The organism is Mesorhizobium sp. M2A.F.Ca.ET.043.02.1.1 (assembly GCF_003952405.1).
Lineage (GTDB): Bacteria > Pseudomonadota > Alphaproteobacteria > Rhizobiales > Rhizobiaceae > Mesorhizobium.
This window is the reverse complement of record NZ_CP034445.1, coordinates 4,126,262-4,139,805: the sequence shown is the minus strand read 5'-3', so window position 1 is coordinate 4,139,805 and position 13,544 is coordinate 4,126,262. Positions and strand designations below refer to the sequence as shown.

The following is a 13,544-nucleotide window of genomic DNA, read 5'->3' as shown; positions in this document are numbered from 1 at the left end:
CGGCGCACTGCGGTGAATTGCCGAAGTCACTTCGCGTTCGCGCCTTAGGTGATCGCGCGGGAAGACCGTTTGTAAAGCGGGATCGAGCACGCAATAGACAATGGCGGGTTTTAGGGTGCGCACGTGGTCTCCGCGATGACCAAGATGAGGCGCAAAGCTGCCACGTCGTCTTTGGGCCGAAAGCGGACTGGCAGGTTCTGGCGCGAGATGTCCATATTTGGACGTTCAGATTGCAAGGGCTAAAAACTGGCCAAAGTCGAGCACCACCTACCCGAGAGTTTGGCTCGCTAGAGCATAAGTCTTCGGACTAGCCGAGCCGCCGTTGGAGAAATCGGTGAGGCGCTTGCCCAGCGACATGGTCAGCACCGTGTCGAAGACCGGCATTCCGGCGTGCGACAGAAAGGCGGCGAACCCACCACTGTCCATATGGGTGTCGACTCTGAGGAAGTATCCCGAATGATCGGCGATGTGTGGCCGGACGACCGCCACGGCGTCGGCATCGCTTTCGGCCACGACCGGGCCCACGACATGCCCTCGCCCGAACGGCCGGCAGAGCGCGAAAGCGGTTAGCTTCTTCCCGTCGAAAAGCCCATAGCCTGTCGAATGCGCAAAGAGCTTTTCAATGAGCGCTGTCCGCCTCACGCCAAATCCCGCCGCGTCGAGCGCGATCGCCGCCGGAATATCGCTTGCGTCCAAAGTCCGGATGTCGCCTGACGCCTCGGCTGGGCTCTCCGTCGTCGGCAAGCGGGCGATGCCCTGGCATTGGTAGACGGTCTTCTCCGGCTGGAAGTCGAGCGAAAGATAGAGCCGCCACGCGGCGCGGGTCGCGTTGAGGCGCAGGTCGCGCCGGGGGATCTTGTCGAAAACGCGCTTCATGAGCCATTGCGCGGCCCCTAGGGTCTGCAATCGCGGCGAGGTGATCACCATGCCCACGGTTGCAAAATCGGGGCCATGCTCGAACCACATTGCCGAACCGAGAACGCGGCCGATCTCATCGAGCGCCACGAAACCGTGCCCCGATTCCCGCAGGAACTGCCAGTCTTCGGCTCGGTGCGGCCATCCCACGGACAGCGAGTGCGCATGCAAGCGGTCAAGTTCGATACCTTCGATGTCGGCTATACGCATCGAGAAGGCATCGATTTTCAAGCTTTCGGACGGCTTCAATTCCCTGCCTCTGAAAGATTGCCTGACGGGTGACACACAACGCCCCTGTCCTGCCAACGCTAAACAACCAGACCGATACGATTTGCTCGAATGCCGCGCGCCAACGCAAGATTCGACTGAAACACTTCCGCTTTCGGCACGCAATCGCGAAAGAACACGCCCATGCTCCGTGGCAATTCTGCAGTTATGGCCTGCGGAACCGGACCCGCAAACCCGAAAACGCCTTGAGGGCTGGAATGGACGTCTTCGACATCCTCGACCGTCTCGTCGCCTTTCCGTCGGTCGCTGGCAAGCCGAACGGCGACATAGTGAGTTGGATCCAGACCTATCTGGGCGAACATGGCGCAAAGGTCACCCTGTTTCCGGGCCCGGAAGGCGACCGTTCCAATCTTTTCGCGACGATCGGCCCTGCTGATGTTCCGGGCTATATGCTGTCCGGCCACATGGATGTCGTTCCCGCCGCCGAGCCGCAATGGAGCTCGCCGCCTTTCGCGCTGCGTCGGGAGGGCGAACGGCTTTATGGACGCGGCACAACGGACATGAAGGGGTTTCTCGCCGCCGCGCTTGCGGCCGTGTCCAAGTTGGCCGGGCTTCGGCTTACCAAACCGGTCCACCTCGCCTTCTCCTATGACGAGGAGATCGGGTGCCGCGGCGTGCCGCATCTGATCACCCGCCTTCCCGAACTTTGCGCCAAGCCCCTCGGCGTCATCGTCGGCGAACCGAGCGGCCTGCGCGCCGTGCGCGGCCACAAGGGCAAGGCGGCGGCGCGTGTGACCATCAATGGCCTCTCGGGCCATTCCTCTCGTCCCGATCTAGGTCTCAACGCCGTCCATGCGATGGCCGATGTCCTCAGCGCCGCAGTGAGCGAGGCTGGGCGGCTGACCCATGGTCCGTTCGACCATGCTTTTGAACCCGCCTATTCATCGCTGCAGGCCGGCGTGGTCGCCGGCGGCCAGTCGGTCAACATCATCCCCGACACCTGCGCGCTCGACCTTGAGGCACGCGCCATACCCGGCGTCGACCCGGCCGGTCTGCTCGGACCGGTCAAGGAAGAGGCCGAGGCTCTCGCCGCCAAGGGCTTTCAGGTCGAGTGGACACCGATCAGCGCCTATCCGGCCCTATCGCTGCCGCAGGATTCAGCCCTGGCGGCGCTGTTGCACGACCTGACCGGCGAACCGCCTTTGACCGCTGTCAGCTACGGCACCGAGGCCGGGCTTTACCAGGCCGCCGGGCTCGATGCGATCATCTGCGGGCCGGGCGACATCGCCCGCGCCCACAAGCCGGACGAATACATCCTGGCCAGCGAACTCGCAGCCTGCCAGCGCATGATCGAAGCGCTCGGCGCGCACTGCGCAGCGTAAGGGAGCGGCCGGGATGGCGTTCCTATTCAACTCCGATGCGCGGCGCGGGGCGATCTTCGCGGAAGCTTTCGCGAAGGAACTGCCGGACCTGCCTTTCGCCATGGACACCGCGACGGTCGATCCCGACGCGGTGCGCTATCTCATCACCTGGACGGTGCCGGAAAACCTCTCTCGCTACCGCAATCTCGAAATTCTGTTTTCCATCGGCGCCGGCGTCGATCAGTTCCGTTTCGACGTGGTGCCGGCGAAGGTCAAGGTCGTGCGCATGGTCGAGGAAGGCATCGTACGCATGATGCAGGAATATGTCGCGCTCTCGGTGCTTGCGCTCCATCGCAACCTGCCGGCCTATCTGGCCCAGCAGCGAGCCGGCGCATGGCGCGATATCCCGCAGCTCCAGGCCGGGTCGCGCCGCATCGGCGTGCTGGGTCTCGGACAGCTCGGTCAGGCCGTCCTAGACCGGCTGAAGTCTTTCGGCTTCCCGCTTGCCGGCTGGAGCCGCTCGCCGCGCCAGATCGAGAGCGTGACCTGCCACCATAGCGAACTCGGCCTTGAGCACATGCTGGCAGCCAGCGACATACTGGTCTGCCTGCTGCCGCTGACCGAGGAGACGCGTGGGTTCCTGAATGCCGATCTGTTCGCAAAATTGCCCGAAGGCGCGGCGCTCGTCCACACTGGGCGCGGGCCGCAGCTCGACCATGAAGCGCTCGTCGCCGCGCTCGACAGCGGTCATCTGTCGGCGGCGATGATCGACGTGACCGATCCCGAGCCACTGCCCCCCGGCCATTCGTTCTGGTCGCATCCGAAGATCATCCTGACCCCGCATGTCGCCAGCGTCGCCCAGCCCGCGACCGCCGCGCGCGCCGTCCTCGAAAACATCAGACGCCACCGCGCCGGTCTCGATCCCATCGGGCTCGTCGACCGCTCGCGCGGCTATTAATGCATGTCGCCCTGAAATGTGCAGCGGTTCTGGGAGAACGACATGCATCAAAGTCAAGTCCAACCCGGAAAGGCCATCCTTTGTCCCTGCTCAAATCCGTCGACACCAATCCAAGCTTTTCGCCGCGCGAATCCAGGGCGCTGCCCGATCGGCTGATTGCCGGCGACCCAGCCTTCAAGACCTGGGCGCTGGACGTCGCCAAGGACGACCTCGTCCATACCGGCGTCTGGGAGGCGACACCGGGCGAGACGCGTTCGATCAAGGGCGAAACCTTCGAGTTCTGCCACATCCTCTCCGGCGTGGTCGAAATCACCCCCGACGCCGGCGAGGCGGTGACCTACCGGGCCGGCGACAGTTTTGTCATGAAGCCCGGCTTCACCGGCGTCTGGAAGACGATCGAGACGGTGCGCAAGATCTACGTGACGGTAGGCTAGCGCGTGTCCGCTGCCGGCGCGGAACTTCGCGCGGAAGATTTTGCCGTCTCTTACGCCTTGTGCGCAATATTCGTCGGTGGCGGAACGCCCAACAGCGCATGCTGCGTGCCGCCACGCACTAGGCTCAGGCCAATGCCGCAGAGTGGTTGTCGATGAGCCTGAGCTTCGATCCCGATACAATTCCTCTCCCCGTCGGCCATTTCATTGGCGGGGAACTGATCTCGACCGAGGGCGGGATCGAGATGCGTCGCCCATCGGACGGTAAATCCTACACTGACTGCCCCGTGGCCGGCGTCGAGATGATCGACCGTGCAGTGCAGAGCGCCAAGGCAGCGCTTAGAGCGAGCAATTGGGGAGGCGTTCGGCCGCGCGAGCGCACCAGGGCGCTGCAGGCCTGGGCCGACCTGATCGAGGCCGAAGCCGCAACGCTCGCCAAAGTCGAAGCGCTGTGCTCGACCCGGCCCGTCGGTCAGCTCGTCGCCGGCGACATCGCCGTCACCGCCGAGCAGATCCGCTTCTTCGCCGAATTCGCCGACAAGGAAGGCAGCGAGTTGGCGCCGACCGACGACACCAGTCTCGGCATGATCATGAGCGAGCCCTATGGCGTGGTCGGCGCGATCACGCCCTGGAATTTTCCGATCTCGATGGCCGGATGGAAACTCGGCCCGGCGCTGGCCGCAGGCAACGCGGTCGTGTTGAAACCTTCCGAGATGACGCCGTTCTCGGCCGTCTATCTGGCGCAACTCGCCATCAGGGCCGGCCTGCCGGCCGGGCTGATCAATGTGGTGCTAGGCGACGGTCCGACGACCGGCACGGCGCTGACCGGTCATCCCGAGATCGCCAAGGTCAGCTTCACCGGCTCGACCCGCGCCGGCTCGGCGATCATGGAAAACGTCGCTCGCACCGGCGTCAAGCCGATGACGCTCGAGCTTGGCGGCAAAAGTCCCCAGCTCGTCTTTGCTGACGCCGACCTCGACAGGGCGGCGGCAGCAATCGCCGGCAGCGTCATCTTCAACGCCGGCCAGGCCTGCGTGGCCGGCACGCGCCTGATCGTTGAGAAGAGCGTCGCCGACCGGCTTACGGCTGCCGTCGTGGAACGAACGAAGGCGGTGCGGCCTGGCTCGACCTGGAACGAGGCGACGCAGTATTCGCCGATCATTTCGGAGCGGCAGCGGGCGCGTGTCGACGGCATCGTGCGGGCCGCCGTCGAGGCCGGCGGCGAGTGCCTGACCGGTGGCGGCGCCATGGAGGCTCCCGGCTATTTCTACGCGCCGACGCTGATTACCAATGTCGATCAGGCCAATCCGGCGATCGTCGAGGAGATCTTCGGCCCGGTCCTGACTGTCCAGACCTTTGAGACCGAGGAAGAGGCGCTGGCGCTGTCCAGCCATCCGACCTACGGGCTGGCGTCTGGCCTGTTCACGACCGATCTGTCGCGCACGATCCGTCTCGCGCGCAAGCTCGAAGCAGGCACCGTCTGGATCAACCGCTACAGCCGCTCGCGCGACCACATCCTGCCGACCGGCGGCTACAAGCGCTCCGGCATCGGCAAAGACCTCGGCCGGGAGGCCTATCTCGCCAACCGCGGGACCAAGAGCGTCCTGATCAGCCTCTAGGGAGATGCCGATGAAATCCCATTCGATCGCTCTTATCCCCGGTGACGGCATCGGCCGCGACGTGACCGCCGCTGCCTGGTCGGTGCTGGAGACGGCGGCCAGACACGCGGGCTTTGCCCTGACGGGAACCGAATTCCCCTGGTCCTGCAAATTCTACAGGGATACCGGCCGCATGATGCCGGAAGACGGTATCGAGACCTTGCGCGGCTTCGACGCCATCCTGCTCGGCGCGGTCGGCTGGCCCGCGGAAGTGCCGGATTCGGTTTCGCTGCACGGCCTGCTGCTGCCGATCCGCAAGGCATTCGTGCAATATGCCAACATCCGGCCGCACCGCCTGCTGCCGGGCGTCACCGGGCCGCTGCGGGCGGAAGGTTTCGACATCCTGTGCATCCGCGAGAACACTGAGGGTGAATATTCGGGCGCCGGCGGGCGCGTGCATCAAGGCACGCAGGACGAGGTCGCGGTGGAGACCTCGATCTTCACCCGCGCTGGCGTCGAGCGCATTCTGCGCTTCGGTTTCGAGCAGGCGCGGGCACGGCGCGGCAAATTGGCCTCCGTCACCAAGTCCAACGCGCAGAAATACTCGATGGTTTTCTGGGACGAGATCACGCGCAAGCTGGCGGCGGAGTATCCTGATGTCACAGTCACCAGCTACCACGTCGACGCGCTTGCCGCGCGCATGATCATGGCGCCGGACAGCCTCGACGTGGTCGTGGCCTCCAATCTGTTCGGCGACATCCTGACCGACATCGGCGCAGCGATCCAGGGCGGGCTCGGCTATGCCGCCTCGGCCAACATCAACCCCGACCGCTCGGCGCCGTCGATGTTCGAGCCGGTGCACGGCTCCGCCCCGGACATTGCCCATCTCGGCATCGCCAACCCGATCGCCACAATATGGTCGGGTGGGATGATGCTCGAGCATCTCGGTGAAAGGGCCGCCGCCGACCGCATCATCAAGGCGCTCGAAGCGACGACCGCGCGCGGCATCGGAACCAGCGCCGGCAAGGACAGAACAGACGCCATCACAGCCGCCGTCGTCGCGGCGCTCAGCTGAATGCAAGGTCGTTTCCGATGAAAAACCTGAAGGACAAAAGCCTCTTCCGCGAAGCTGGCCTGATCGGCGGCAAATGGCTCGCTGCCGGTTCCGGCGGAACGGTTGATGTCATCGATCCGGCGACGCAGGCCGCGATCGGCACGGTCCCCGACATGGCCGGTGCGGAGACCCGTGCCGCTATCGAAGCGGCAACCTCCGCCTATCGGGACTGGCGGAAGAAGACCAATGCCGAGCGCGCTGCCCTGCTGGAGGCATGGCTTGGCCTGATGCTCGCGCACCTGGACGATCTGGCGCTGATCCTGACCACAGAACAGGGCAAGCCGCTGGACGAAGCCAAGGGCGAGATCCGCTACGGCGCCTCCTTCGTCAAATGGTTCGCGGAAGAAGCACGCCGCATCAACGGCCATACGATTCCCTCGCCCACGCAAGACCGGCGCATCATCGTGCTGAAGGAGCCTGTCGGCGTCTGCGGTATCATCACGCCGTGGAATTTTCCCAACGCGATGATCACCCGGAAGGTCGCGCCGGCATTGGCCGCCGGCTGCACGGTGGTGATCAAACCGTCCGAGTTCACGCCCTATTCGGCGCTGGCGCTAGGCGTGCTTGCCGAACGTGCCGGCATTCCCGCCGGCGTCATCAACATCGTCACCGGCATGCCGACCGGGATCGGCAACGAGATCATGGCGAACGAGACGGTGCGCAAGATCTCCTTCACCGGCTCGACGCGGGTGGGCTCGCTGCTGATGCGCGGCGCCGCCGACAGCGTGAAGCGGCTCAGCCTCGAGCTCGGCGGCAACGCCCCCTTCATCGTCTTCGACGACGCTGATCTCGATCTCGCCGTGGAGGGCGCGCTCGTCTCGAAGTTCCGCAATGGCGGCCAGACCTGTGTGTGCGCCAACCGCATCCTCGTCCAGGCCGGCGTCTATGACGCGTTCTCCTCGAAGCTCACCGCCCGCGTCAACGCAATGACGGTGGGACCCGGCACACAGCCCGGTGTCGCCATCGGACCGATGATAAACATGGCCGCGGTCGAGAAGATCAACCGCCATGTCGAGGACGCGCTCGCCAAGGGTGCTGCGATCGTCACCGAGAAACCGACGCTGCCAGAGGGCCCTCAATATGTCGCGCCGCTGGTCCTGACGGGCGCCACAAAAGACATGGAACTTGCCGGCGAGGAAACCTTTGGCCCGGTAGCGCCGCTCTTCCGTTTCGAAACGGAAGAGGAGGCGATCGCTCTGGCCAATGGCACACCGTATGGACTTGCCTCCTATTTCTACACCGAGAATTTGAAACGCGCCTGGCGCGTCGGCGAGGCGCTGGAGTTCGGCATGGTGGGCTTGAACACCGGCTCGGTCTCGATGGAGGTGGCGCCCTTCGGCGGTGTCAAGCAGTCTGGCCTCGGGCGCGAAGGCGCGCAGGCCGGCATCGAGGAATATCTCGAGATGAAAAGCTTCCACATCGGCGGGCTGGGCTGAAGCCCGGCCAGTTCTGGACCGGATCTTACTGAATCCGGTCAAGCGCTTTGTAGTAGAGGCCGACCATCGGCAGGAACCAGGGTTTGCCGGAATAGCCCGGGATGGAAGGCCACTCGAGTCCCTTCAGCGGATTGCGGTCCTCGCGGCCAAGCATTGCATCGGCCAAAATCATGCCGAGATGGGTGGAAAGCTGCGCGCCATGGCCGGAATAGCCCATCGCGTACCAGACCCCTTGATGATAGCCGGCGCGCGGGAAGCGGTCCTTGGTCATGTCGACCAGCCCGCCCCAGCAATAGTCGATCTCGACCTTTGCGAGTTGCGGAAAAATGGCCGCGAGGCTTGCCCGCAATATCTGTCCGCTCTTGGCATCCGAGCGCTGGTCCGACGTCGCCGAGAAACGCGCGCGGCCGCCGAAGATCAGTCGCTTGTCGGCTGCGAGCCGGAAGTAATTACCGATGTTCATCGAGGTCACACAGGTCCGGTTGCCCGGCATGGTGGCAGTGATCTCGGCGTCGCTCAAGGGCCGCGTGGCGATGATGAAGCTGCCGACCGAGATGAGCCTGCGGCGGAAATAGCTGAAATTCGGCGTCGTGTAGGCACCTGTCGCCACCAGCACATTGTCGGCGCTGATCGTACCGCGGGACGTTGTCAGCTCGTGCCTGGTTCCTGATTGCCTGCGGTCCCTCACCCTGGCGTTCTCGTGGATGACCGCGCCATGGCGAGCGGCGGCCGTGGCGAGGCCGGCCACATACCGGCCCATATGCATCATCGCGCTCTTCGTCGACAGCATCGCGCCACGGAATGGCGAGCCGATCTCGGATTTAAGATCCACCGCCGACAGCAGCGCCGTGTCCGGATCTACCTCGGCATGGATGGCTTCGAAGTTGCGCGCGATAGACTCGAAATGCTGCGGCTTGGAAGCGAGCTTCAATTTGCCGGCGCGGCGGAAATTGCAGTCGATGCCTTCCTCCGCGATCAGCGCCTCGATGGTGTCGACGGCATCGTCCAGCGCCCGGTAGAGCGCGATCGCGCGTTCCTTACCGAGTTCCGCCTTGGCCGAAAGATAGCTGTGGGCGAGACCGTTGTTCAGATGCCCGCCATTGCGCCCGGACGCGCCCCAGCCGACCCGCTCCGCTTCCAGCACCACCACCTTGGCGCCGGCTTTCGCCAGTTGGCGCGCTGCGGCGAGGCCGGTAAAGCCGCCGCCGACGATTGCCGCATCGTAGTGCCCTTCGACCGGGCCTTGCGCCCCGCCGGAAAAGACCGGGGCGGTGTCGTGCCAGTAGGAGACGAACTTCATCGGCAATCCGCCTGTCTCAAAGCCCGACCACGCCCGGGAGATCGGAAATATTGGCGATCTCGACATAGCCGTAATAGGGGTTGGCCGGTTCGTGGCCGCGATTGACCCACACCTTGTTCTTAATGCCGAGATCGTGAGCCGACATCAGGTCGTAGCGGAATGAAGACGAACAGTGAAGGATATCTTCCGGACCGCAGCCCAGCCTATCGAGCATGTACTCGAACGCCTTGAAGCGCGGCTTGTAGGCCTGCGCCTGCTCGGCCGTGTAGACGGCATGGAACGGTGCGCCGAGCTTCTCGACATTGGACATGATCTGCGCGTTCATCGCATTGGAGAGGATGACCAGCGGAATTTCCTTCGCGACCTTCGCCAGGCCGGCCGGAACGTCCGCATGCGGCCCCCAGGTCGGGACGCGCTCATAGACCATCTTCGCGTCATCGTCGCCGAAGGCGACGTCGTTGCGCTTGCAGGCGCGCTCAAGCGCATTGTGGATCACGTCGGCGTAAGGCTTCCAGTCGCCCAGGATCTCGTCGAGCCGGTAGGCCGCGAAGTTCTTGATGAATTCCAGCATGCGCGGCTGATCCAGCCGGCTGCCGTAGAGGTCGCGCGCTGCTTCCGCCATCTGGAAATTGGTCAACGTGCCGTAGCAGTCGAAGGTGATGTATTTGGGCCTGAAAGAAGCCATGTCCGTCGATCTCCGGTGGAAGCACATCCGCGTTGGATGTATTTCATCATAGGCCGGCAGGCGGCGGGCCACCTGACCGAAATGGGCTATTCGAAAGCAGAAAGTTCTGTATCCGTGGCCCGGTTTGGCACGCGATAGCATCTTGCCTGTCGATGGCAGTGCCGCCCCACGCCCGTGAAACGCATCCGCCGGCGGCAGTGCAGCACAAGATGCGGCGCGCGCCCCGAGCAACGGCGAATGATACCGCCGAAGCCGAAACCTTCAGACGATCTGCGGCGCGCCGATGGCCGAGACTTGGGCGCAGACGGAAGGATGCCTCATGCAGCAGGGCGAAATCGCAATCCAAGCCTTCGGGCCGGACCATATCGAGGGCGCGGTGGCGCTTTCTCGCCAGGAGAACTGGCCGCATCGCGAGCAGGACTGGCAGATGGCGCTGCAGCTTTCGAGCGGCGCGGTCGCGCTCGACGACCAGGGCCGGGTCGCCGGAACCATCCTGGTGACGCCCTACGGCATGGATTGCGCCATGATCAACATGGTGATCGTCGACAGGAACGCGCGCGGCAAAGGGCTCGGGCGCCGGCTGATGGAACAAGCCTTCGCCCTTGCCGAGGACCGGCCGTTGCGGCTTGTTGCGACGGCGGACGGCATGCCCCTCTATCAGAAGCTGGGCTTCGTGCCCTCCGGCAGGGTCCTGCAGCATCAGGGCAAGGTTGCGGAGCTTGGCGCGCCCGATGGCGTGAAAGCAGCCGGTCCTGACGATCTCCCTGACATCAAGGCGCTGGACCGCGACGCCTATGGCGCCGACCGCGAAACTCTGATCGACGCGCTGGCGGAGCGCGGCCAGTTCGCCGTCATCCGCCGCAATGGCGAGATCGAGGCCTATGCCGCCATCCGTCCGTTCGGACGCGGCGAGGTGATCGGCCCGGTCATCGCCGGAAATGTCGACGACACCAGGGCCTTGATCAGCTTCTTCGCCGCGTCGCGCGCCGGCGCCTTCCTGCGCGTCGACACCGACAGCAGGACCGGCCTCGCCGATTGGCTCACGGAAATCGGCCTTGCCCATGTCGGCGGCGGCGTGACCATGGACCGTCCATTCAGGACGGATGCGGCACAGGCCAGGCCAAAAGTTTACGCCCTCGCCAACCAGGCGCTCGGCTAGTCACGAGGACAACAATGCTCGCCAATTCCCTGATCGAACTCGACCGCGCCCATCTCATTCATCCGGTCTCCTCCTATCGTGGCCACGAGGCGCTTGGCGTGCGCGTGCTGAAATCGGCGAAGGGGGCGACCGTGACCGACGCGTCCGGCAGGCAGCTGGTCGATGGTTTCGCCGGGCTGTGGTGCGTCAACGCCGGTTACGGTCACGACAGCATCGTCGAGGCGGCGGCCCGGCAGATGCGCGAACTTCCCTATGCCACAGCCTATTTCGACCTCGGCTCGGAGCCGGCCATCCGGCTCGCCTCGGAACTGGCCGACCGTGCGCCGGGCGACCTCAACCATGTCTATTTCACGCTTGGCGGGTCGGACGCGGTCGACAGCACCATCCGCTTCGTCCGCTACTACTGGAATGCCAATGGTGAGCCGCAACGCGACCAGTTCATTTCGATCGAGCAGGGCTACCACGGGTCGTCGGTGGTCGGCGCCGGCCTCACGGCCCTGCCCGCCTTTCACGCCGGCTTCGGCATCCCCTTCGAATGGCAGCACAAGATCCCGTCGCCCTATCCCTACCGCAACCCGGTCGGCGAGGACGGCGACACGATCATCACCGCCTCGCTCGCCGCGCTAAGGGCGAAAATCGAGGCGATCGGACCGGAACGGGTCGCCGCTTTCTACGCCGAGCCGATCCAGGGCTCGGGTGGCGTCATCGTGCCGCCGAAAGGCTGGATCAAGGCGATCCGCGAGCTCTGCCGCGAATACGGCATCCTGTTCATCGCCGACGAGGTGATCACCGGCTTCGGCCGCACCGGGCCGCTGTTCGCCTGCACGGACGAGGACATCGTTCCCGATTTCATGACGACCGCGAAAGGCCTGACCTCGGGATATGTGCCGATGGGCGCCGTGTTCATGGCCGACCACATCTACCAGGTCATCGCCGACGGCGCGGGCAACGCGGCGGTCGGCCACGGATACACCTATTCCGCTCATCCGGTCAGCGCCGCCGTCGCGCTCGAGGTGCTGAAGCTCTATGAGAACGGCCTCCTGCAGAACGGCGTCAAGGCCGGCGCCCGCCTGATGGCCGGATTGGCCGGGCTGAGCGACCATCCTTTGGTCGGCGACGTGCGCGGTCGCGGCATGCTCGCCGCGGTCGAGCTGGTAACTGACAAGCATAAGAAGACGCCGCTTCCCGCCTCGACGATGCCGGCGCGGCGGGTCTTCGACCGGGCGTGGGACAACGGCCTGATCATCCGTGCCTTCACGCATGGAGTTCTGGGCTATGCGCCGCCGCTCTGCTGCACCGACAGCGATATCGATGCGATTATCGAGCGCACGCGCCTCACGCTCGATCAGACGCTGGCCGATCCCGATGTTCGTAAGGCTCTCGCTTGAACGGCGGCGGATTTTTCGCGTCGTGAAATATCGCCGGGGCGGACGATTTCGCAATTTTGTGCCGAAGCCCCGCGCCTTTTCGGCGAATCCAACGCGGGGGAAGTGCCAGACTACCGTTAAGACAAGGCCAGAAAGCCGGAATTTACCGGCTTTTCGAAAAGACGACGTCCCGGACAGCACGGAATTTTGTTCTGTTCAGCACGGTTCGGCCGTAGAGGAGAGCTAGTTCTTGGCCAAGGCCTTAAGCGAGTTCAAATACATGACCTTCGACGTCGTCGGCACGCTGATCGACTTCGAAGGCGGCATCACGACCTGCCTAGCCGAGATTGCCGCCGACGCCGACATTGCCATCGATGGCGAAGCCGCGCTGGCTCTGTACCGGCAAGCCCGCTACATGCCCGATGCGGGCTTGTTCCCCGACGATCTGGTGCGTGTCTACATGGTCATTGCGCCCCAGCTCGGCCTGCCGGCCGAGGAGAAATACGGCGTCCGCCTGCGCGATTCCGCCGCCACCTGGAAAGGCTTCCTCGACAGCGCCGCCGCACTGGCCAGTCTTGCGAAGTCGCACAAGCTGATTGCCATGACCAATGCCCGGCGCTGGGCGCTCGACCATTTCGAGAAGCAGCTGGGATCGCCCTTCTTCGCCACCTTCACCGCCGACGATACCGGAACGGAGAAACCGGATCCGGCGTTCTTCCAGAAGGTCTTCGATTTCGTAGCCGGTCGAGGCGACAGCAAGGACGACATCCTGCATGTCGCGCAGAGCCAACATCACGACATCGGCATCTCCCGGGCGCTCGGCATGACCAACTGCTGGATCGAGCGCCGCCACGCCCAGAAGGGCTATGGCGCAACGATCGAGCCCGAGCGCTTCACCGTGCCGGACTACCACTTCACCTCGATGGCCGCCCTCGCGGCTGCCGTGCGCGAGAGCCTGAAGGAACGAATCTGAATCTAAGCCCGGAAAGCCG

12 protein-coding genes are annotated in these 13,544 nt (G+C 64.4%); 9 read left to right on the top strand and 3 right to left on the bottom strand.

Features of this window, described 5'->3' with window-relative positions; genetic code table 11:
- Positions 1–267: 267 nt before the first annotated feature.
- Positions 268–1,125 (bottom strand): GNAT family N-acetyltransferase, encoded by an 858-nt coding sequence (locus EJ068_RS19730; RefSeq protein WP_129555015.1) that lies wholly within the window; start codon positions 1,123–1,125, stop codon positions 268–270.
- Positions 1,126–1,400: 275 nt separating this feature from the next.
- Between EJ068_RS19730 and argE the strand changes: the two genes are divergently transcribed.
- The 6 genes from argE to EJ068_RS19700 all read left to right on the top strand — a co-directional run bounded on the left by argE (position 1,401) and on the right by EJ068_RS19700 (position 8,041).
- The gene (argE, locus tag EJ068_RS19725) at positions 1,401–2,525 is read left to right on the top strand and encodes an acetylornithine deacetylase (protein WP_129554751.1); all 1,125 of its coding nucleotides are present in this window, start codon (positions 1,401–1,403) and stop codon (positions 2,523–2,525) included.
- Positions 2,526–2,538: 13 nt separating this feature from the next.
- A complete protein-coding gene (locus tag EJ068_RS19720) occupies positions 2,539–3,462 on the top strand; it encodes a glyoxylate/hydroxypyruvate reductase A (protein WP_129554750.1) in 924 nt (307 codons plus the stop codon).
- A gap of 80 nt (positions 3,463–3,542) precedes the next feature.
- Entirely contained in the window at positions 3,543–3,896 is a 354-nt protein-coding gene (locus EJ068_RS19715) for a cupin domain-containing protein (protein ID WP_129554749.1), read from the top strand.
- 152 nt (positions 3,897–4,048) lie between these two features.
- The gene (locus tag EJ068_RS19710; protein WP_129554748.1) at positions 4,049–5,512 is read left to right on the top strand and encodes an aldehyde dehydrogenase family protein; all 1,464 of its coding nucleotides are present in this window, start codon (positions 4,049–4,051) and stop codon (positions 5,510–5,512) included.
- A 10-nt stretch (positions 5,513–5,522) separates the two neighbouring features.
- The gene (locus EJ068_RS19705) at positions 5,523–6,566 is read left to right on the top strand and encodes a tartrate dehydrogenase (protein WP_129554747.1); all 1,044 of its coding nucleotides are present in this window, start codon (positions 5,523–5,525) and stop codon (positions 6,564–6,566) included.
- 17 nt (positions 6,567–6,583) lie between these two features.
- Positions 6,584–8,041, top strand: a complete 1,458-nt coding sequence (locus tag EJ068_RS19700; protein WP_129554746.1) for an NAD-dependent succinate-semialdehyde dehydrogenase — start codon at positions 6,584–6,586, stop codon at positions 8,039–8,041.
- 25 nt (positions 8,042–8,066) lie between these two features.
- Here the strand turns inward: EJ068_RS19700 and EJ068_RS19695 are convergent, their stop codons facing one another.
- On the bottom strand, positions 8,067–9,341 hold the full coding sequence (locus EJ068_RS19695; RefSeq protein ID WP_129554745.1) for an FAD-binding oxidoreductase: 1,275 nt from the start codon (positions 9,339–9,341) through the stop codon (positions 8,067–8,069).
- Positions 9,342–9,357: 16 nt separating this feature from the next.
- Complete coding sequence (locus EJ068_RS19690) at positions 9,358–10,026, bottom strand: haloacid dehalogenase type II (protein ID WP_129554744.1); 669 nt, start codon at positions 10,024–10,026, stop codon at positions 9,358–9,360.
- A gap of 319 nt (positions 10,027–10,345) precedes the next feature.
- Here EJ068_RS19690 and EJ068_RS19685 point away from each other — a divergent pair, with 319 nt between their 5' ends.
- The 3 genes from EJ068_RS19685 to EJ068_RS19675 all read left to right on the top strand — a co-directional run bounded on the left by EJ068_RS19685 (position 10,346) and on the right by EJ068_RS19675 (position 13,525).
- The gene (locus tag EJ068_RS19685) at positions 10,346–11,185 is read left to right on the top strand and encodes a GNAT family N-acetyltransferase (RefSeq protein ID WP_129554743.1); all 840 of its coding nucleotides are present in this window, start codon (positions 10,346–10,348) and stop codon (positions 11,183–11,185) included.
- A 14-nt stretch (positions 11,186–11,199) separates the two neighbouring features.
- Complete coding sequence (locus EJ068_RS19680; protein WP_129554742.1) at positions 11,200–12,573, top strand: aspartate aminotransferase family protein; 1,374 nt, start codon at positions 11,200–11,202, stop codon at positions 12,571–12,573.
- A gap of 229 nt (positions 12,574–12,802) precedes the next feature.
- Positions 12,803–13,525 carry an HAD-IA family hydrolase gene (locus EJ068_RS19675; RefSeq protein WP_129554741.1) on the top strand — a complete coding sequence of 241 codons (723 nt, stop codon included), beginning with the start codon at positions 12,803–12,805 and terminating at the stop codon, positions 13,523–13,525.
- The last annotated feature ends 19 nt before the right edge of the window (positions 13,526–13,544 follow it).